The following is an 18,288-nucleotide window of genomic DNA, read 5'->3' on the forward strand; positions in this document are numbered from 1 at the left end:
CCGTGGCGCGCGGTTTCATCAGCGCTCCCCGGCCACAGAGAACAACCATCATGTCGATGCGACCCTTGATGCGAGCGGCGGCTGGCCTGCTGCTGTCCGGCCTTGCCTTCGCCGCCTGTGCACAGTCCGGCCACGACAGGGCCCCGCTGGTGGCCAACGCCGCCGACAGCAAGTTCGTGGCAAGCGCGGCCAGCGATGGCCTGGCCGAAGTGGGGATGGGGCAGCTGGCGCTGGAAAAGTCCTCCGAGGCCCGGGTGAAACGGCTGGCCCGACTTATCGTGGACGACCACACCAGGGCCAATGAGCGGCTGCGGGCGCTGGCGCAGGCCAGGCAGGTCAGCCTGCCCGCGGCGCCCGGCGAAGAAGCACAAGAGTCGGCCAGCACCATGAAGGCGCTCGACGCAAGGAAGTTCGACAAGGCCTGGGCCGCGGCGATGGTCAGGGATCATCAGAAAGCCATCGCGCTGTTCACCACGGAAGCCGGGCGGACGGAGGACCCGGAGGTGCGCGCGTTTGCCCAGGCCACCCTGCCCACGCTGAAGACGCACCTGGAGCTGGCGCGTCAGTTGCAGGACCAGCTGGACATGTCCGCCAGCCGGGACGAAGCGATGAGCCATCACGCCACCATGGACGCCAGCTTCGACCACACTCGTCCCGCCGGTGCCGCCACGGCGGCCACACCTGCGCCGGCCGGTTCGATGTCGACCGGCGCCAATGGGAGCCACTGAATGAACACCACCGAAAAGCAGCGCTGCGCGCATCCCGCCTGTACCTGCGCGATTCCCGCCGGTGACGCCTATTGCAGCGAGCACTGCCGCAAGCGGGTGGAATCACCCACTTCCGACCAGGCCTCGGGCTGCCACTGCGGCCATGCCGATTGCCGGGGCGGCCAGGCGACGCCGTCGGCTCAGCGCGAGCCGAAGTAGTCGGCGCTGCGATACCAGTCCAGCACCTGGGCAGGCACCAGCGCGGACAGATCCATGCCGAGCGCCGCACAGGTGTCCAGCGCATCGCGCAACGCCGCGGCGCCGCGGCTGCTTGCCGCCATGGCCGGCGCGTTGAAGTAGGCGTACTCCAGCGCATCGAGCATCCGCGCGGACCAGCCGAACAGTGCTTCGGCGCGTTCGTCCAGGCGTGTCCGCAGCCACGTGCCCAGCGGTGCGTGCAAGGTGTAGCCCTGCTCGTCGCGCAGCCGGTGCGCCAGCGCCTCGGCTTCGGGCGCGATGCCGCGAAACCATTCGGTATGCCCCGCCGCGGCCTGGCGCACCACCAGCGGCGCCGGCGCCCGCTGTGCGGCGAACGTGGTGATGAACAGGCGCTCGACCTGGCGGGCCTCGCGCAGGCGTTCGGTGTCGATCAGCAGGCCGCGATCCAGATCGAAGAACTCGAAGAAGCGCCGGTGCAGGGTGCGGAAGCGCTCCAGCGGATCGCGCGAGTAGCCGACCTTGAGAATGTCCTCGTGGCGGCACGGCAGCAGGTAGACGAAGGTGCGTCCGCGGCTGACATGACGGGTGGGGGGCGCTTCGTCTTCCAGGGGAGGTCCTGTTCGCGTTCATCGGAGCGTGACAACGCCCGCCCCAGTCTCGATCGTTGTCACCCGGGCTGCAAGGCAACGCCGTGACGGCTCCGCTGCGCGGCGGCGTTGCTCAGGTGGCATCCGAGGGTGAATGACCCGTGTTGGCGTGACCCGTATAGGCGGACATGTCGGCGTCCCGGCCCGCTTTCACGGGCGGGTCTTTCGGCCGGTCCGGTGGCGTGAGCTCCTGACCGGTGTCGCCTTCCTTCCGCTGCCGATCCGTGAGCTGAGCGTTTCCGCTGCGGGTATCCCTGCTGTTGTCGGTGTCCGCAGCGCCGGCCTGCGGAAGGTTCGTGTTGCCCATCGTTTTTCTCCATGCATCTCATGGCCAGGGTCCGGAGTATTCCGCGATGGCCGTCGCCGGAGCGTGCATGCCGGGGGTGCTCCCGGCCGGATGGACCGACGCTTCGTCGGCACGCACAGAAGTCTCCACGCGGGCCCGCGGCGGCATCAACCCGCCTTGCGGGTCGCGGCACGCTTCTTGGCGGCCGCCTTTTTTGCGGTGGACTTCTTCCCTGCCGTCGACTTGTCCGCCGGCTTGTCCGTGCTCTTGCCGCGGGCGGCTTTGCCGGCGGATTTCGCGGCGGTCTTCCTGGCGGGCGTGCGCTTGTTGCTGGCCAGGCTCTTCTGCAGCAGCGACATGAAGTCGACCACGTTGGTGGTGGCGTTCTCCGGCATGTCGGCTTCGTCTTCCGGTTCGGTGGTCACCACGCCCTTCGACTTCATCCGCTGCTCGATCACCTTGCGCAGGCGGTCGCGGAATTCGTCGCGGTACTCGGCCGGGTTCCACTCGTCGCTCATCGATTCGATCAGCTGTTCGGCCATCTGGATCTCCTTGGGCGAGATCCGGTATTGCGACGCGGCGCCTTCGGGAATCCTGTAATCCTCCGCGTCGACCAGTTCCTGCGGATAGCGCAGCAGCATCAGCACCAGCGCGTTGCCGCGCGGCATCACCGCGGAAAGATATTCGCGGGTGCGGATGACCACCCGCGCGATGCCGATGCGACCGGTGCGCTTGAGCACTTCACGCAGCAGCACGTAGCCCTTCTCCGCCTTCTTGCCCGGCACCAGGAAGTACGGCTTCTCGAAGTATTCCGGGCCGATCGAATCGGCCTCGACGAAGGCCTTCACGTCGACCACCTCGCGTCCGTCGGCCGCGGCGGACTTGATGTCCTCCGGCTCCAGCACGACGTAGCTGCCCTTGGCGTATTCGAAGGCCTTGACGATCTCCTTCCACGGCACCTCCTCGCCGGTTTCGGCATTGACGCGCTCGTAGCGCACCGGCGTGTTGCTGCGGCTGTCCAGCATGCGGAAATGCAGGTCGACGCTGCGTTCGCCGGACATCAGCGACACGGGGACGTTGAGCAGGCCGAATGAAAGGGTTCCGGTCCAGATGGGACGTGCCATGCGGGCGCTCTCCGGCAAGGGTTGGTCGGACCAGAACGCCGGCGCGTCGCGTTCCCACGCCGACGGCGGCACGCTCTGGCGTTGTGCGCGGACTATCGCGGGGCCGGCGTGGACACGCTGTCAAATGCGCCCTGACCCTTGCTTCACCTGTGGCGTACGCGGCGACCGCTAGCGTGGCTTGCATCCCCACGCAACGGAGTACCGGACCATGGCAGCAACCAGGCGCACCGCCAAGACGGCCAGGGCGACGCTCGAGCGCCAGCGCGCGATCCAGGCCGCGACCGATCGCGACGACCAGCGCAAGAAGGCGTCCAGAAGTCCGGCGTCGAACAAGGCGGCCGCGAAAAAACCGGCAGCCGCAACGAAGAAGCCGGCAAACCCGCTGCCCCGGCAGCACCAGAAGAAGCCCGGCAGCGAACGGGATCTCGACCCGCGTCCCCAGTTCATGGCGCCCAACTACGCCGGTTCGGGCAAGCTGGCCGGGATGTCCGCCCTGATCACCGGCGGCGACTCCGGCATCGGCCGGGCCGTGGCGGTGCTGTTCGCCCGCGAAGGCGCCGACGTGGCCATCGTCTACCTCAGCGAGCATGCCGACGCCGAGGAAACCCGCGACTACGTCGAGGGCGAAGGCCAGCGTTGCCTGCTGATTCCGGGCGACGTCAGGGACCCGGCGTTCTGCCGCAAGGCGGTGGCGAAGACGGTGAAGGCGTTCGGCAAGCTGTCCGTGCTGGTCAACAACGCCGCGTTCCAAGAACACGCCGATTCGATCGAGGAGATCACCGACGCCCATTTCGACGAGACCCTGCGCACCAATCTGTACGGCTATTTCCAGATGGCCAGGGCCGCCTCGCCGCACCTGGGCAGCGGCTGCTCGATCATCAACACCGGCTCGGAGACCGGGCTGTTCGGCAACGACAAGCTGCTCGACTATTCGATGACCAAGGGCGGCATCCACGCGTTCACCAGGGCGCTGGCCGCGAACATGGTGTCGCGCGGCATCCGGGTGAATGCGGTGGCGCCCGGCCCGGTGTGGACGCCGCTGAATCCCGCCGACCAGCCGGCCGAACGCGTGCGCGAGTTCGGCACGTCCAGCGCGATGGGTCGCCCCGCGCAACCGGAGGAACTCGCTCCCGCCTACGTCTTTCTCGCCGCGCCCTCGTGCGCCAGCTACATCTCCGGCGCGGTGCTGCCGGTGATGGGCGGCCCGACCAGCTGACCGGGAGCGATCATGGGCAACCTGCGGGATTACCAGCGCAAGCGTGATTTTTCGAAGACGCGCGAGCCGGCCGACAACGCACCGGGCAAGGCCAGCGGCCGGGCCATCTTCGTGGTGCAACTGCATCACGCCAGCCGCCGCCACTTCGATTTCCGCCTGCAGGTCGGCGATACGCTGAAGAGCTGGGCAGTACCCAAGGGACCCAGCTACGACCCCGAGGTGAAACGCCTCGCGGTGGAAGTGGAGGATCACCCGATTTCCTACGCGGGTTTCGAGGGCGACATCGAACACGGCTACGGCAAGGGCCACGTCGACCAGTTCGACCTGGGCGTGTGGACCACCGAGGGCGACGCCGAGGCGCAGTTGCTGAAGGGGCACCTGCGCTTCGAGCTGTTCGGCAAGCGGCTCAAGGGTGGCTGGCACCTGGTGCGCAGCGGGCGCAAGGAGCGCCAGCCCGCGTGGTTCCTGATCAAGGCGAAAGACGCGTTCGCCGGCGACGTGGAAGCGGACGACCTGCTCGACGCGAAGATGACCCGCAGCACCCGTGCCGCCGCGAAAACGCCGGCCACCCGGGCGGCCGCGAAGAAATCCACCGCGCGCAGGAAGGCCGTGCCGAAAGGGAAGAAGGTGCCGCGACTGCGCCTGGCCAGGGCCGCCGCCGCGCTGGACGGCGCGCGCCCGGCCACCTCGGGCACGGAGTTCTTCAAGCCCGAGCTGGCGCGCCTGCGCGAGTTTCCGCCCGAGGGCGAGCAATGGCTGCACGAGGTGAAGTGGGACGGCTACCGCATCCTTGCCGCGATCGCCGACGGCGAGGTGAAGCTGTGGTCGCGCAATGCGCTGGCGTGGGACGACCGCCTGCCCGACATCGTGCAGGCGCTGGAATCACTTGGCCTGCAATCCGCCCGGCTCGACGGCGAACTGATCGCGCTCGATCCGCGCGGGCACAGCGACTTCAACGGCCTGCAGACGACGCTGTCCGGCGAGGCGCAGTTGCCGCTGGTCTACATGCTGTTCGACCTGCCCCACCTCGAAGGCAGCGACCTGTCGCGGGTGCGCCTGCTGGAGCGCAAGCAGCTGCTGCAACAGCTGCTGGCCCATGCACCGAAACACCTGGCCTTCAGCAGCCATGCGATCGGCGACGGCGAAGGCGCGTTCCGGATGGCCACCGAGCAGCAGCTGGAGGGAATCATCTCCAAGCGCGTCGATTCGGCTTACCGGCCCGGCCGCGGCGACGACTGGCTGAAGATCAAGCGGCTGGAAAGCGACGAGTTCGCGGTGGTCGGCTACACGCCGCCCAAGGGCAGCCGCAGCGGTTTCGGGTCCCTGCTGCTGGCCAGGCCCGACCCGTCGGTCAAGGACGGCTGGGTGTACGCGGGCCGCGTGGGCACCGGCTTCAGCGACGAACAGCTGCGGCAACTGGGCAACACGCTTGCCGACAAGGGCCGCAGGAAACCCACCGTGAAACTTGCCGCGATCGATCCGTTGCTGCGCGACGCGCACTGGGTCGAGCCGAAGGCCGTGGCCGAGGTGTATTACCGCGGCATCGGCAACAAGAACCTGTTGCGCCAACCGAGCCTGAAGACCATGCGTACCGACAAGACTGCCGCCGACCTCATCGACTCCGACCGCGCGCCTGCCGCGAAGACGTCCGCTCGTCGCAAGCGCGCCACGGGCGCCGACATCACCATCACCCATCCCGATCGCGTGGTGTATCCCGGGGACGGCATCACCAAGCAGGAAGTGGCCGACTATTACGCCAGCGTGATGGCCTGGTTCCTGCCCGGGGTGGTGAATCGTCCCACCTCGGTGATCCGTTGCCCGGAAGGCACCGAGAAGGCCTGCTTCTTCCAGAAGCACATGATCCGGGGACTGAAGCACGTGGGCAGCGCGAAGCTGAAGGAAGAGTCCGGCGCCCAGGCCACCTACATCTATCCGCGCGATGCCGATTCGGTGATCGAACTGGTGCAGTTCGGCGCGCTGGAGTTCCACCCCTGGGGCGCGACCATCGCGCAGCCGGACCAGGCCGACCGCGTGGTGTTCGATCTCGACCCCGGCGAGGACGTGGCCTGGGATCGCGTGGCGGCCGCCGCGCGGCTGGTGCACAAGCTGCTGGCGCAACTGGGGCTGGCGTCGTTTCTGCGCACCACCGGCGGCAAGGGCCTGCACGTGGTGGTGCCGCTCAACCCCGGTTGTCCGTGGCCGCAGGCAAAGGGCTTCGCCCAGGCCTTCGCCAGCTCGCTGGCGCAGGCCCATCCGCTGGAGTTCATCGCCACCGCCAGCAAGGCGCGGCGGGGCGGCCTGATCTACATCGACTACCTGCGCAACAGCCGCGGCGCCACCAGCGTGGCCTCGTACTCGCTGCGCGCGCGAACCGGCGCGCCGGTGGCGATGCCGCTGCGCTGGAACGAACTGGGCAAGCTGAAGAGCGGCCACGACTTCGACATCCATTCCGCGCCGAAGCGGCTGGCGCGCCTGCGCAGCGATCCGTGGGAAGGCATCGACGAGCTGCGGCAGAACCTCGACGAGGTGATGGACAAGCTCGGCTGAACACCGCCCTCGTCCATGGCCTTACACGGTGGCGCCCAGCGCGTCGATGATGGCGTCGGCGAAGGCCGGGATGTCGCCGGGCTTGCGACTGGTGATCAGCTGGCCATCGCGCACGACTTCGCTGTCCTGCCAGTGCGCGCCGGCATTTTCCAGATCCTTGCGCAGCGAGGGCCATGAGGTGACCTGGCGGTTCCTGACCAGGCCGGCGTCGATCAGCGTCCACGGACCATGGCAGATCGCCGCCACCGGCTTGCCCGCGTCGTCGAAAGCCTTGATCAGGGCGATGGCGGCCGGTTCCAGCCGCAGCTTGTCCGGGTTCATCACGCCGCCGGGCAGCACGATGGCGTCGTACGGCTCGGGCGTGGCGTCTTTCAGCGCCACGTCCACCGCCACCTGCTCGCCCCAGTCGCCCTTGCTCCAGCCCCTGATCTGGCTGGCGCCACCCGGCGCGATCACGTCGGTCTGCGCGCCGGCCTGTTCCAGCAGGCGCTTCGGCTCGGTCAGTTCGGACTGCTCGAAGCCGTCGGTGGCGAGGATGGCGATGCGGCGACCGGTGAGATTGAAAGACATGACGTGCTCCATGATCGAAAGCCGCAGCATGTTCGACGCACCGTACAGCCGACGTCGCCTTGCCGTGAGCAGCGCGTGACCGGTGCGGGCGCCGATGCGTTGACAACCCATGCACCGGTGGCCTGCGATGGTGCTTCCGCGTTGCGGCGACCATGCCGCGGAAACGCCGCATCCCCCCACTTGCACGGGCACAACGACATGTCGATCTCACTGCCGACGGGGCTCCGCTCGTGATCGCGCTGGCGACATCCGTCGAGCACGTGCCCACGGGCCGCCTGGCGAGGCTGGCCCGGCGAACCGGAGCGACGCGATGAACCGCCGGCGAGTGGCCCTGCGCGTGTTGCTGCTGGGCCTGATCGCGGTGCTGGTCGCCGGGTTCTGCCTGGCCATCACCCACCAGGAGGCGCGTCCTGACGACCGTTCGCCGGCGAGCGCCAGCCCGCAACCCTGAGCCGCCAACAGCGCAGCTAACCGGCGCGCAGGAAGCGCAGCACCCGTTGCTCCAGCTGGCGCGGATGCGCCGCGACGGCCGGCGTGATCGCCCGCTGCAGGCTGCCGTCCAGCCAGCCTTCCAGCACGCGCGGATGGATGTAGGAACCGCGGCACACGGCCGGCGTGTTACCCAGGATCGCCGCGACTTCGGCGACCGCTTTCGCCAGTGCGCTGCGCCGCGCCTGCTCGCCACCCTTGCGCGGCAGCGGCGTGCCGGCGAGGATGCGCGCCGCGTGCACGGTGCCGCCCCAGGTGCGGAAGTCCTTGGCGCTGAATCCATGCTCCCGGCCATCGCTGCAGGCTGCATGCAGGTAGTCGTTGACCATGCCCGAATCCACCGGCTGGCGCCGGCCATCGTCATCGATGTACTGGAACAGCCGCTGCCCGGGCAGTTGCTGCACGCGGCGCACGATCCGCACCAGTCGCCGGTCGCCCAGTTCCACCTCGCGCTCCTGCCCGCTCTTGCCCCGGAAGGCGAAGCGCAGCCGCCCGCGCTGCGCGCGCACGTGGCGCGTGCGCAAGGTGGTGAGTCCGTAACTGCGGTTGTCGCGGGTATAGCAGTCGTTGCCGATGCGGATCAGGGTCTCGTCGAGCAGCCGCACCAGCAGGGCCAGCAGCTTGTCGCGAGGCAGCCCGTCCAGGGCCAGGTCCCGCCGCACGCGCCGGCGCAACCCAGGCAGCGCCTTGCCGAAGGCGGTGACCCGGTCGAACTTGCCCAGGTCGCGGTACTCGCGCCAGCGCGGGTGGTAGCGGTACTGCTTGCGCCCGCGGGCGTCGTAGCCGGTGGCCTGCAGATGGCCGCGCGGATGGCTGCAGATCCACACGCGGGTATACGCCGGCGGTATCGCCAGCGCGCGGATGCGCGCCAGCTCGTCGCGATCGGTTACCGCCCGGCCATCCGCGTCGTGGTAACTGAAACCCTTGCCCCGCCGGCGCCGGGTCAACCCCGGCTGCGCATCGCTGACATGGAGCAGACCCATCGCACGCGTTTCGATTCGCGGGTCGGGAGCGTTCGCATGCGCAGGATCCTTGGCCATTCGCGCCGAGTATGCGCAGGCCGGGTCAACGACAGGTGAGCCTGCCGCACAAAAGGAAAAGCCCATGCGGTGCATGGGCTTTCCGGCTTGCCGCAGGTTGGCGCGGGATCAGAACGGAATTTCGTCATCCGCAAAGCCGCTGTCGGCCGGAGCCGGGGCCTGCCGCGACTGGTTGCCGTAGTTGTCGCCGCCGCGCGACTGCGACTGGCCGCCACCGTAATTGCCGCCGCCCTGGCGCTGACCGCCGCCGCTCTGCGGACGCTCGCGCTGGTAGCCACCGCCGCCACCGCCGCTGCCACCTTCATTGCTGCCCAGCATCTGCATCTCGCTGGCGATGATGTCGGTGAAGTATTTCTCGACGCCGTCCTTGCCGGTGAACTTGTCGGTGCGGATCGAGCCTTCGATGTAGACCTGGCGCCCCTTCTTCAGGTACTCGGCGGCAATCTCGCCGAGGCGGCCGAAGATCTTGATCCGGTGCCACTCGGTGCGTTCCTGCTTCTCGCCGGACTGCTTGTCGGTCCAGGACTCGGAGGTGGCCAGGCTGAAGCTGCAGATGCTGGTGCCGCTGCCGGTGCTGCGCAGTTCCGGGTCCGAGCCCAGGTTGCCGACCAGAATGACCTTGTTGATGCCACGTGCCATGGATGTGTCCTCGGTTGAGCCGGCCGCAAATTTCTCGATGGGTTGCGGCCGGAGTGATGAAACTGGCTGGATATCATACCTGCGACCGGGCCCAGATCCAGAGCGGTGGAACCTGAACGGATCGTCGGCCGCGTGCCTCGCTGGCGGTCGGCCCAGGCTCGCGCAGCAGTCATTGCCGGGCAGCAGCATCTCCGGCACCCGGCGTGGGCCTGTTCATGGTTCGGCTTCCGGCGGCGATGGCAGCGGCAGGCTGATGCGGATGATGGTGCCGATGCCATCGCCGGGCAGCGCCTCCACACTGCCGCCGTGCGCACCGATCATGCCGCGGCAGATGGCCAGGCCAAGCCCGGTGCCCTGCGGCGCACGGTCACCGCGCGACACCGAATAGAACATGTCGAAGATGCGCGCGCGTTCGTCCTCGGGAATGCCGGGCCCACGATCGGCCACGTCGATCAGCAGGCTGCCGTCGGCGCAGCGGGTCGTCACCCGTACCACCTCGCCCGCGGGCGAGAAACGCGCGGCATTCTCCAGGATATTGAACAAGGCCTGTTCGATCAGCGCCGCGTGGACATGCAGCAGCACCGGCCCGGCGGGCATCAGGATTTCCACGTGGAGATCGGGAAACAGCTTGCGCAGACGCGTCACCGCGGCGGCGACGATTTCCGCGCTGTCGGTCCAGTCGCGGTTGAGCTTCAGCGTGCCGTGGCCGAGGCGGGTCATGTCGAGCAGGTTCTGGATGTAGCTGTCCAGCCGCTGCCCTTCGGCAAGGATCGCGTCCAGCAAGGCGCGTCGATCCTCCGCCGGCAACTTCTGCTCGTAGCTGATCAGGGTTCCGGCGGCACCGATCATCGAGGCCAGCGGCGAGCGCAGATCATGCGAGACGGACGACAGCAGCGCACTGCGCAGGCGCTCGGTTTCGCCCTGCACGCGGGCGCCTTCCAGCTCGTCGGAGAGCCGCGCGCGCTCGAGCGCCTGGCCGATGTCCTGCGCCATCGCCAGCGCCAGGCTGCGGCGTTCCGGATCGGGTTCGCCGCCCGCCGGGGCGAAGCGCAACCCGGCCACGCCCAGCGGCCGTGCCTCGCTGCCCAGCGGCAGCATCCAGCATGGTGCGCCGTTGAGCGTGTCGGTGTAGCGGCCGGCCTGTTCGCCGTGACGGTCGCTCCAGTCCGCCGCGGCCAGGTCCTGCGGGCTGAGCTCGCCCTGCGGCGGCGCGCTGGCGACCACTCGCAGCACCTGCCCGGCATCGCGGGCCAGGATCACCGCCTCACCCTGCAGCGCATGCGCCAGCGCCTTGCAGCCCGCTTCGCGGATGCCGCTGGCGTCGGTGCTGCTGGTCAGCTGCTGGCCCAGCGTCAGCAGCGCACGCGCGTGCGCATGCGCCGCGCGCAGCGATTCCACCTGGCTGGCCAGTCGCGTCGCCAGCCGGCTGCACAGCAGCGCGGCGACCAGGAACAGCGTCACCGCCAGCACGTCGTCGACATTGGCGATCGCCAGCGTGTAGCGCGGCGCCGCGAAAAAGAAGTTGTAGCCGAGAAAGCACAGCATGGCCGCATAGACGGCCACGGCCATGCGCGTGCGCACCGCCACCGCCAGCACGGCGGTAAGGAAGATCAGCGACAGGTTGGCCACCGCCAGATAGCGGTCGGCCACGAACGCCAGCCCGAACGCGACCAGCGTGGCGAGCGTGGCGTACAGGTACTCGCCGCGCGAACCGCGTTCGCGCGGCAGCCGCAGCCGCCGGCGCGCCTTCGCCCGCTCGACCGGGGTGGCGATGATGGTCAGTTCCATGTGGGCGCCGCGGCGCAGCAGCCGCTGGGTGAGCGAGATGCCCAGCATGCGCGCCAGCGGTCGCTCGCGGGTGCGGCCCAGGATGATCTGGCCCACGCCCTCCCGGTCGGCGTGTGCCAGCAGCTCGTCGGCGATCGCATGGCCGCGCAGGATGATCGCCTCGCCGCCGAGCCGCCGCGCCAGCCGCATCGCGGCATCCAGCCGTTCGCGCCGGGCCGGCTCCAGCCGCGCGCCGGTGTCGACCCAGGCCACGCTCCACGGCGCGCCCCGCCGCTCGGCGATGCGGCGAGCCACGCGCACCAGATAGTCGCTCTGGCCGTGGCCGTCGATCGCCGCCAGCACGCGCCGGCGCACGGTCATCGCGCTGCCGCGCGCCAGCATGTGCTCGCGCAGGTCGCTGTCGACGTGGCCGGCGATGGTCTCCAGCGCCAGCTCGCGCAGGGCGGCCAGGTTGGTCGGCGAGAAGAACGCGTTCAGTGCCGCCGCCGCGGTCTCGGGCACGTAGACCTTGCCCTGCTTCAGGCGGCCGATCAGCTCGCGCGGCGGCAGGTCGACCAGCACGATGTCGCGCGCGCGGTCGAGGAACGCATCGGGCACCGTCTCGCGCACGGTGATGCCGGTGATCCGTCGCACCTGGTCGTTGAGGCTTTCCAGGTGCTGCACGTTCAGCGCGGTATACACCTCGATGCCGGCATCGAGCAGCTCGGCGATGTCCTGCCAGCGGCGCTCGTGCCGGGCACCGGGCAAATTGCGGTGCGCCAGTTCGTCCACCAGCAGCACCGCCGGCCGGCGCGCCAGCGCGGCATCCAGGTCGAAATCGGTGAAGTCGCGATCGTTGTACTTCAGCGCGCGGCGCGGCAGCACCTCCATGCCCTCCATCAGCGCGGCGGTCTCGGCGCGACCGTGGGTCTCGACCAGGCCGACCACCACGTCCACGCCCTGGCGCTTCAGCTCGCGCGCGGCCGACAGCATCGCGTAGGTCTTGCCCACGCCGGGCGCAGCGCCCAGGAAGATCTTCAGCCGGTGCTGACGTTTTTCCTGCGCGGTGCTGAGCAGCGCATCGGCGCGGGCTTCACGGGACGGTTCGGTCATCGGGGTTTCCCGCCTGCAGCATCGGCGCCGGCAGCCACGTCCACACCCGGGAACAGTCCGGCGATCATGGCGCCCCCGCGTCCAGCGCCAGATTGAGCTTGAGCACGTCGACCCGCGGCTCGCCCAGCAGGCCCAGTTGGCGCCCCTGCGTGCAGCGCTGCACCAGCGACCGCACCCGGGCCACATCCATGTGCCGCAGCCGGGCCACGCGGGCCAACTGGTACTGCGCGGCGGCGGGGCTGATCTGCGGATCGAGGCCGCTGCCCGAGGCGGTCACCAGGTCCACCGGCACCGGCGCGGCGTTGCCCGGATCGGCCGCCCGCAGCGCGGCGATGCGCTGCTTCACAGCGTCGGCCAGCGCCGGGTTGGTCGGTCCCTGGTTGGAAGCGGACGATGCGCTGGCGTTGTACGGGTTCGGCGCGGTGGCCGACGGCCGGCCCCAGAAATACTTCGGGTCGGTGAATGACTGGCCGATCAGCGCTGAGCCCACCGGCTTGCCGTCGCGCTCGACCAGGCTGCCGTTGGCCTGGTGCGGAAAGATCAACTGTGCCAGCCCGGTGGCGGCCAGTGGATACAGCACGCCGGTGATCACCGTCATCAGCAACAGCAGGACGAAGGATTGGCGCAACAGTTTGCTCATGGGTAGTCACCGCTCTTATCGAAAGTGCGGCCATGGATGGCCGCTCGTGGCACGTCGCGATCATGGATAGATCGCACTAGAAAGTTCCCTGCAGCATCACGAAGCCCCGCGAACCGCCGACATTGCGCGTGTCACCCGCGTCGAGGAAGCTGGAAGTGCGGCGGTAGAAATCCGCGTTGGTGGCATGGGTGAGGCCCGCACTCAACGACCAGTGCGTGGCGACCTGATATTTCAGCGTGGCGCCGAAATCGCTGTAGCCGGGGTCGCGCGCACCGTTGGCCAGCGGCGTGGCCAGGGTGGTGGTGCAGTGGGTATGCCCGGCATGCAGTGCCAGGCTCCATGCATCGTTCAACGGAAACGTGGCGTCCAGCTGCAGATAGCCGGTGCCCTTCGAATCGCCGCGATAGCCCTGCTGCGTGTCCACGCCGAAATAATCGGTGAGCGAATGGCTGTACTTCAGCGTGAACTGCTTCCAGGTCAACGCGCCGTTGGCCTCGACGGTGTCGAGCGAGCGCGATGGCAGGCCAGCCTGGTCGAGGTTGGCGCCCGGATACACATAGCCGTACAGGCCCGCGCGCCACGACCAGTCGCTGTTGATGGACTGGCCGTAGCTGGCATACAGGTCCAGCTCCATCGCGCCGCCGGGGTAGCTGCGCTCGCTGATGCTGGAAGCCCAGAAGCCGGCCGCGAAGCCGTCAGGACTGGCGTAGTCGGCGCCGCCCTGGACCGCCGGCCGGCCCCAGCTCTGGGTGAGGCCGCGGAACATGTAGTCGCTGGTCAGCGCGACATTGCCGCTGACCGGGCTGGCCGGCGCGCCGTCGGCGTGCACCGCGGCGAGGCCGGCGAGGGAGAACAGGGCTGCGGCTGCAGCGAGGGAACGCACTTTCATGGGGAAAACTCCGGCGTCGAACCCGAGGCGGGCGACGCGCAAGGTGGCCAGGGGAAACGGCATCAGATGCCGGCGTAACCGCCGAGGACATAGTCGTCGTCGGCTGCACTCGCGCCAGCACAAGCCGCGCGCCGCAGCTGCACGACCTGCGCCGGGTGCGCGGCCGTCGGCAGCGTGATCACCACGTCGCAGCCGGCATCGTCGGCGGACAGGCGCAGCTCCACGTCGGGATGGCTGGCGTCGGGAAGGGAGACGGATACTTTCAGGGTCTGCATGACTTCGCATTCCGGCAGGGGTTTCGCGCGGCCGGCGCCCGCCGGCCGCACGATCAATCGACCCGGACCAACGGGTCAGGCCACGTGCAGCAGCACCAGCAGCAGGTCGATCAGCTTGATGCCCGCGAACGGCACCACCACGCCGCCGAGCCCGTAGACGAGCAGGTTGCGGCGCAGCAGCGCGCCGGCGCCGAGCGCGCGGTACTTCACGCCCTTCAGTGCCAGCGGGATCAGGAAGATGATGATCAGCGCATTGAAGATCACCGCGGACAGGATCGCGCTCTGCGGCGTGGCCAGGTGCATCACGTTGAGCGTGTTCAACGCCGGATACGTGGTGGCGAACGCGGCCGGGATGATCGCGAAGTACTTGGCGATGTCGTTGGAGATCGAGAACGTGGTCAGCGCGCCGCGGGTGATCAGCATCTGCTTGCCGATCTCCACCACCTCGATCAGCTTGGTCGGGTTGGAGTCGAGGTCGACCATGTTGCCGGCCTCCTTCGCCGCCTGGGTGCCGGTGTTCATCGCCACCGCCACGTCGGCCTGGGCCAGTGCCGGCGCATCGTTGGTACCGTCGCCGCACATCGCCACCAGCCGGTTCTCCGCCTGGATGTCGCGGATCAGCTTGAGCTTGGCTTCCGGCGTGGCCTCGGCGAGGAAGTCGTCGACGCCGGCCTCGGCCGCGATGGCCGCTGCGGTGAGCGGGTTGTCGCCGGTGATCATGATGGTCTTGATGCCCATCTTGCGCATCTCGGCGAAGCGCTCCTTGATGTCCGACTTGACGATGTCCTTCAGCTCGATCACGCCCAGCGCGCGGTCGCCTTCGGTGACGATCAGCGGGGTGGCACCACGGCGCGCGATGTCCTCGGCGATGCGCTTGACCAGCGGCGGCAGGTGGCTGTTCTGCCCTTCGAGATATTTTTCCACCGCGTCCAGTGCACCCTTGCGGATGCGCCGGTCGCCGAAGTCGATGCCGCTCATGCGTGTCTGCGCGGTGAACGGCACGAACTGCGCCTCGTCCTCGGCAAGCTGCCTTTCCTGCAGGCCGTACCTGTCCTTCGCCAGCACGATCACGCTGCGGCCTTCGGGCGTCTCGTCGGCCAGCGAGGCCAGCTGCGCGGCCCCGGCCAGCACGTTTTCGGCTATGCCCGGCGCCGCATGGAACGCCACCGCCTGGCGATTGCCCAGGGTGATCGTGCCGGTCTTGTCCAGCAGCAGCACGTCGACGTCGCCGGCCGCTTCCACCGCGCGGCCGGAGGTGGCGATCACGTTGGCGCGGATCATCCGGTCCATCCCGGCGATGCCGATCGCCGACAGCAGCGCGCCGATGGTGGTGGGGATCAGGCACACCAGCAGCGCGATCAGCACGGTGAGCGTGATCGGGTTGCCCGCGCCGGCCGCCTGCACGCTGTAGATCGAATACGGCAGCAGCGTGGTGCAGGCGAGCAGGAAGATCAGGGTGAACTTGGCCAGCAGGATGGTCAGCGCGATCTCGTTCGGCGTCTTGCGTCGCCTGGAGCCTTCCACCATCGCGATCATGCGGTCGAGGAAGCTCTCGCCCGGATTGCTGGTGATGCGCACCACCAGCCAGTCGGACAGCACCTGGGTGCCACCGGTGACCGCGCTGCGGTCGCCGCCGGATTCGCGGATCACCGGCGCGGACTCACCGGTGATCGCGCTCTCGTTGACGCTGGCCGCACCGACCACCACCTCGCCGTCGCCGGGAATCTGCTCGCCCGCCTCGACCAGCACGTGGTGGCCGGTGCGCAGCTCGCTGGAAGGCACGAAGGTGATCGCGGCATCGCGATCGGGCGACGCCAGCTTCTTCGCGATCACGTCCTTGCGCGAACTGCGCAGCGCATCGGCCTGCGCCTTGCCGCGGCCTTCGGCCAGCGCCTCGGCGAAGTTCGCGAACAGCAGGGTGAACCACAGCCACAGGCTGACCCAGAAGATGAAGCCGGTGGGCGCCTCGCCGTGACCGGCGAGCGCCTGCAGCCACAGCGCCGTGGTCAGCACGCTGCACACGAACACCACGAACATCACCGGGTTGCGGAACTGCATCCGCGGCGACAGCTTGCGGAACGAATCGGCCATGGCCGTGAGAATCAGCACGCGGTTGAAGCCGCTTGCCGTTTGGGTTTGGGAAGTCATTGGATCAGTGCCCCATGGCGGACATGAGTTGCTCGGCGATCGGCCCCAGGGCCAGCGCCGGCAGGAAGGTGAGTGCGCCGACCACGATCACCACGCAGGCCAGCAGCGTGACGAACAGCGGCGTGTGCGTGGGCAGCGTGCCGGCCGATTCGGGCACGTGCCGCTTGGCCGCGAGCCCACCGGCCATCGCCAGCATCGCCACGATCAGCGGGAAGCGCGCCAGGAACATGCATGCGCCCAGCAGCACGTTCCAGAACGGCGTGTTGGCCGAGAGCCCGCCGAACGCACTGCCGTTGTTGTTCGAGGCCGAGCTGACCGCGTACAGCATCTCGCTGAAGCCGTGCGCACCGGGGTTGGCGACGCCCGCCACGCCGGCCGGCACCATCACCGCGATCGCCGTGCCGATCACCACCAGGGCGCACGGCAGCAGCACCGCGAGGCTGGCCATCTTCATCTCGTAGGCCTCGATCTTCTTGCCCAGGTATTCCGGCGTGCGGCCCACCATCAGGCCGGCGATGAACACCGCCACCACGGCGAAGGCGAGCATGCCGTACAGGCCCGAACCGACGCCGCCGAAGATCACCTCGCCCAGTTGCATCAACCACATCGGCACCAGCCCGCCCAGCGGCGTGAACGAGTCGTGCATCGCGTTCACCGAACCGTTCGAGGCGGCGGTGGTGGCGGTCGCCCACAACGTGGAGTCGGCGATGCCGAAGCGGGTTTCCTTGCCTTCCATGTTGCCGCCCGCCTGCAGCGCCGAGGCGTGCTGGTCGACACCGAGATGGGCAAGCAGCGGGTTGCCCGCCTGCTCGGCTGCGGTGCAGGCCAGCAGCAGCGGGATGAAGATCACCAGCATCACCGCCAGCAGCGACCAGCCCTGGCGACGATCGCCGACCATCTGGCCGAAGGTGTAGCAGAGCGCGGCGGGGATCAGCAGGATCGACAGCAGCTCGAGGAAGTTGCTCAGCGGCGTGGGGTTCTCGAACGGGTGCGCCGAGTTCACGTTGAAAAAGCCGCCACCGTTGGTGCCCAGCTGCTTGATCGCGATCTGCGAGGCCGCCGGCCCCATCGGCAGGGTCTGCGTGGCAACCGCCGCCTGCGTGGTGACCTCGTGACCGGCTGCGTCCTTCGCGGTCGTTGAGTAACTGCTCGCCTGCACCACCGGCACGTCGACGTACGGCTTGAAGTTCTGCACCACACCCTGCGACACCAGCAGCAGCGACAGCAGCAGCGACAGCGGCAACAGCAGGTACAGCGTGCTGCGCGTGAGATCGACCCAGAAGTTGCCGATGCCGGTCGCGCTGCGCCGGGCAAAGCCGCGCACCAGCGCCACCAGCACGGCAATGCCGGTCGCCGCGGAGAGGAAGTTCTGCACCGCCAGACCCAGCATCTGGGTCAGGTAGCTCATCGTCGACTCGCCACCGTAGCCTTGCCAGTTGGTGTTGCTGGCGAAGCTGATCGCGGTGTTCATCGACGAATCGGCCGACACCGCCCCGAAATGCTGCGGGTTGAGCGGCAGCCAGCCCTGCAGGCGCTGCAGGGCATACACCGCCAGCAGGCCGAGCAGGTTGAACAGCAGCACCGCCAGTGCATAGCGTTTCCAGCCCATGTCCTCGTCGGGCGCGATGCCGCACAGGCGATAGATGGCGCGTTCCACGCGGCCGCCGAAACGGGTGACGCGATTGGGCGCATCGGCAAAGACGTGCGCCATGTAGCTGCCGAGCGGTTTCACCAGCAGCAAGAGCACGACCAGATAGAGGCCGAGCTGGAGGTAGTCGTTGGTGGTCATTCGAACCACTCCGGCTTGAGCAGGGCTACGCACAGGTAGCCGGCCAGCGCCAGCGCGATCAGCGCGGCGAGCACGTAAAGGACATTCATGGGCGGCAACTCACGCAGGCATGACGGAAGGGGGAAAGGCAGGCGGGCATCACTTGCGCGGGCCCAGCCGATCGCAGATCAGCGCAAAGCCCAG

General features: G+C 68.6%; 18 protein-coding genes. 5 read left to right on the forward strand and 13 right to left on the reverse strand.

Going from position 1 to position 18,288, the window contains the following annotated elements; translation table 11 throughout:
- Positions 1 to 50 precede the first annotated feature (50 nt).
- Complete coding sequence (locus ABNK63_RS13675; RefSeq protein WP_350015935.1) at positions 51 to 728, forward strand: DUF4142 domain-containing protein; 678 nt, start codon at positions 51 to 53, stop codon at positions 726 to 728.
- The gene (locus ABNK63_RS13680; RefSeq protein WP_007807733.1) at positions 729 to 926 is read left to right on the forward strand and encodes a hypothetical protein; all 198 of its coding nucleotides are present in this window, start codon (positions 729 to 731) and stop codon (positions 924 to 926) included. It abuts the gene before it with no gap.
- Here the strand turns inward: ABNK63_RS13680 and ABNK63_RS13685 are convergent.
- From ABNK63_RS13685 to ABNK63_RS13695, 3 genes are all read right to left on the reverse strand, one after another.
- Positions 908 to 1,534 carry a GIY-YIG nuclease family protein gene (locus ABNK63_RS13685; RefSeq protein WP_040673214.1) on the reverse strand — a complete coding sequence of 209 codons (627 nt, stop codon included), beginning with the start codon at positions 1,532 to 1,534 and terminating at the stop codon, positions 908 to 910. The two genes, ABNK63_RS13680 and ABNK63_RS13685, sit on opposite strands and share 19 nt — an antisense overlap.
- A gap of 112 nt (positions 1,535 to 1,646) precedes the next feature.
- On the reverse strand, positions 1,647 to 1,880 hold the full coding sequence (locus ABNK63_RS13690; RefSeq protein WP_007807727.1) for a hypothetical protein: 234 nt from the start codon (positions 1,878 to 1,880) through the stop codon (positions 1,647 to 1,649).
- A 146-nt stretch (positions 1,881 to 2,026) separates the two neighbouring features.
- On the reverse strand, positions 2,027 to 2,983 hold the full coding sequence (locus tag ABNK63_RS13695) for a Ku protein (protein ID WP_350015936.1): 957 nt from the start codon (positions 2,981 to 2,983) through the stop codon (positions 2,027 to 2,029).
- 208 nt (positions 2,984 to 3,191) lie between these two features.
- On the opposite strand from ABNK63_RS13695, the gene ABNK63_RS13700 reads away from it, so the two are divergent.
- Together ABNK63_RS13700 and ligD are read left to right on the forward strand one after the other, a co-directional pair.
- On the forward strand, positions 3,192 to 4,199 hold the full coding sequence (locus tag ABNK63_RS13700) for an SDR family oxidoreductase (RefSeq protein ID WP_350015937.1): 1,008 nt from the start codon (positions 3,192 to 3,194) through the stop codon (positions 4,197 to 4,199).
- Between the two features lie 12 nt (positions 4,200 to 4,211).
- Positions 4,212 to 6,746: a DNA ligase D gene (gene ligD, locus ABNK63_RS13705; RefSeq protein ID WP_350015938.1), complete on the forward strand. Its 2,535-nt coding sequence runs from the start codon at positions 4,212 to 4,214 to the stop codon at positions 6,744 to 6,746.
- A 21-nt stretch (positions 6,747 to 6,767) separates the two neighbouring features.
- Here ligD and ABNK63_RS13710 read toward each other — a convergent pair whose 3' ends face one another.
- Entirely contained in the window at positions 6,768 to 7,316 is a 549-nt protein-coding gene (locus ABNK63_RS13710) for a type 1 glutamine amidotransferase domain-containing protein (protein WP_007807718.1), read from the reverse strand.
- Between the two features lie 310 nt (positions 7,317 to 7,626).
- Between ABNK63_RS13710 and ABNK63_RS13715 the strand changes: the two genes are divergently transcribed.
- Positions 7,627 to 7,767, forward strand: a complete 141-nt coding sequence (locus ABNK63_RS13715) for a hypothetical protein (protein ID WP_157582111.1) — start codon at positions 7,627 to 7,629, stop codon at positions 7,765 to 7,767.
- A gap of 16 nt (positions 7,768 to 7,783) precedes the next feature.
- Here the strand turns inward: ABNK63_RS13715 and ABNK63_RS13720 are convergent, their stop codons facing one another.
- The 9 genes from ABNK63_RS13720 to kdpF all read right to left on the reverse strand — a co-directional run bounded on the left by ABNK63_RS13720 (position 7,784) and on the right by kdpF (position 18,194).
- A complete protein-coding gene (locus ABNK63_RS13720) occupies positions 7,784 to 8,845 on the reverse strand; it encodes a DNA topoisomerase IB (protein ID WP_350015939.1) in 1,062 nt (353 codons plus the stop codon).
- A gap of 108 nt (positions 8,846 to 8,953) precedes the next feature.
- The gene (gene ssb, locus ABNK63_RS13725) at positions 8,954 to 9,484 is read right to left on the reverse strand and encodes a single-stranded DNA-binding protein (RefSeq protein ID WP_350015940.1); all 531 of its coding nucleotides are present in this window, start codon (positions 9,482 to 9,484) and stop codon (positions 8,954 to 8,956) included.
- 213 nt (positions 9,485 to 9,697) lie between these two features.
- Positions 9,698 to 12,364: a sensor histidine kinase KdpD gene (locus ABNK63_RS13730; RefSeq protein ID WP_350015941.1), complete on the reverse strand. Its 2,667-nt coding sequence runs from the start codon at positions 12,362 to 12,364 to the stop codon at positions 9,698 to 9,700.
- 64 nt (positions 12,365 to 12,428) lie between these two features.
- Positions 12,429 to 13,004 (reverse strand): potassium-transporting ATPase subunit KdpC, encoded by a 576-nt coding sequence (gene kdpC, locus ABNK63_RS13735; protein WP_007807711.1) that lies wholly within the window; start codon positions 13,002 to 13,004, stop codon positions 12,429 to 12,431.
- A 76-nt stretch (positions 13,005 to 13,080) separates the two neighbouring features.
- Complete coding sequence (locus ABNK63_RS13740; RefSeq protein WP_007807708.1) at positions 13,081 to 13,893, reverse strand: TorF family putative porin; 813 nt, start codon at positions 13,891 to 13,893, stop codon at positions 13,081 to 13,083.
- A gap of 62 nt (positions 13,894 to 13,955) precedes the next feature.
- Positions 13,956 to 14,168: a hypothetical protein gene (locus tag ABNK63_RS13745; protein ID WP_007807706.1), complete on the reverse strand. Its 213-nt coding sequence runs from the start codon at positions 14,166 to 14,168 to the stop codon at positions 13,956 to 13,958.
- A gap of 75 nt (positions 14,169 to 14,243) precedes the next feature.
- Positions 14,244 to 16,316, reverse strand: a complete 2,073-nt coding sequence (gene kdpB, locus ABNK63_RS13750) for a potassium-transporting ATPase subunit KdpB (RefSeq protein ID WP_350015942.1) — start codon at positions 16,314 to 16,316, stop codon at positions 14,244 to 14,246.
- 4 nt (positions 16,317 to 16,320) lie between these two features.
- The gene (gene kdpA / locus ABNK63_RS13755) at positions 16,321 to 18,105 is read right to left on the reverse strand and encodes a potassium-transporting ATPase subunit KdpA (RefSeq protein WP_350015943.1); all 1,785 of its coding nucleotides are present in this window, start codon (positions 18,103 to 18,105) and stop codon (positions 16,321 to 16,323) included.
- On the reverse strand, positions 18,102 to 18,194 hold the full coding sequence (gene kdpF / locus ABNK63_RS13760) for a K(+)-transporting ATPase subunit F (RefSeq protein WP_083845966.1): 93 nt from the start codon (positions 18,192 to 18,194) through the stop codon (positions 18,102 to 18,104). Before kdpF ends, kdpA begins: the two co-directional genes overlap by 4 nt.
- Positions 18,195 to 18,288 lie beyond the last annotated feature (94 nt).

Source organism: Rhodanobacter sp. IGA1.0, assembly GCF_040208325.1.
In the GTDB taxonomy this organism is placed as follows: Bacteria; Pseudomonadota; Gammaproteobacteria; order Xanthomonadales; family Rhodanobacteraceae; genus Rhodanobacter; species Rhodanobacter spathiphylli.

Coding starts and splice junctions, on each gene's coding strand:
- kdpA (WP_350015943.1), bottom strand. CDS start 18,105: ATGACCACCAACGACTACCTCCAGCTCGGCCTCTATCTGGTCGTGCTC.
- ABNK63_RS13730 (WP_350015941.1), bottom strand. CDS start 12,364: ATGACCGAACCGTCCCGTGAAGCCCGCGCCGATGCGCTGCTCAGCACC.
- ABNK63_RS13745 (WP_007807706.1), bottom strand. CDS start 14,168: ATGCAGACCCTGAAAGTATCCGTCTCCCTTCCCGACGCCAGCCATCCC.
- ABNK63_RS13695 (WP_350015936.1), bottom strand. CDS start 2,983: ATGGCACGTCCCATCTGGACCGGAACCCTTTCATTCGGCCTGCTCAAC.
- ABNK63_RS13690 (WP_007807727.1), bottom strand. CDS start 1,880: ATGGGCAACACGAACCTTCCGCAGGCCGGCGCTGCGGACACCGACAAC.
- kdpB (WP_350015942.1), bottom strand. CDS start 16,316: ATGACTTCCCAAACCCAAACGGCAAGCGGCTTCAACCGCGTGCTGATT.
- ABNK63_RS13680 (WP_007807733.1), top strand. CDS start 729: ATGAACACCACCGAAAAGCAGCGCTGCGCGCATCCCGCCTGTACCTGC.
- ABNK63_RS13700 (WP_350015937.1), top strand. CDS start 3,192: ATGGCAGCAACCAGGCGCACCGCCAAGACGGCCAGGGCGACGCTCGAG.
- ABNK63_RS13715 (WP_157582111.1), top strand. CDS start 7,627: ATGAACCGCCGGCGAGTGGCCCTGCGCGTGTTGCTGCTGGGCCTGATC.
- kdpC (WP_007807711.1), bottom strand. CDS start 13,004: ATGAGCAAACTGTTGCGCCAATCCTTCGTCCTGCTGTTGCTGATGACG.
- ssb (WP_350015940.1), bottom strand. CDS start 9,484: ATGGCACGTGGCATCAACAAGGTCATTCTGGTCGGCAACCTGGGCTCG.
- ABNK63_RS13720 (WP_350015939.1), bottom strand. CDS start 8,845: ATGGCCAAGGATCCTGCGCATGCGAACGCTCCCGACCCGCGAATCGAA.
- ABNK63_RS13675 (WP_350015935.1), top strand. CDS start 51: ATGTCGATGCGACCCTTGATGCGAGCGGCGGCTGGCCTGCTGCTGTCC.
- ligD (WP_350015938.1), top strand. CDS start 4,212: ATGGGCAACCTGCGGGATTACCAGCGCAAGCGTGATTTTTCGAAGACG.
- ABNK63_RS13710 (WP_007807718.1), bottom strand. CDS start 7,316: ATGTCTTTCAATCTCACCGGTCGCCGCATCGCCATCCTCGCCACCGAC.
- kdpF (WP_083845966.1), bottom strand. CDS start 18,194: ATGAATGTCCTTTACGTGCTCGCCGCGCTGATCGCGCTGGCGCTGGCC.
- ABNK63_RS13740 (WP_007807708.1), bottom strand. CDS start 13,893: ATGAAAGTGCGTTCCCTCGCTGCAGCCGCAGCCCTGTTCTCCCTCGCC.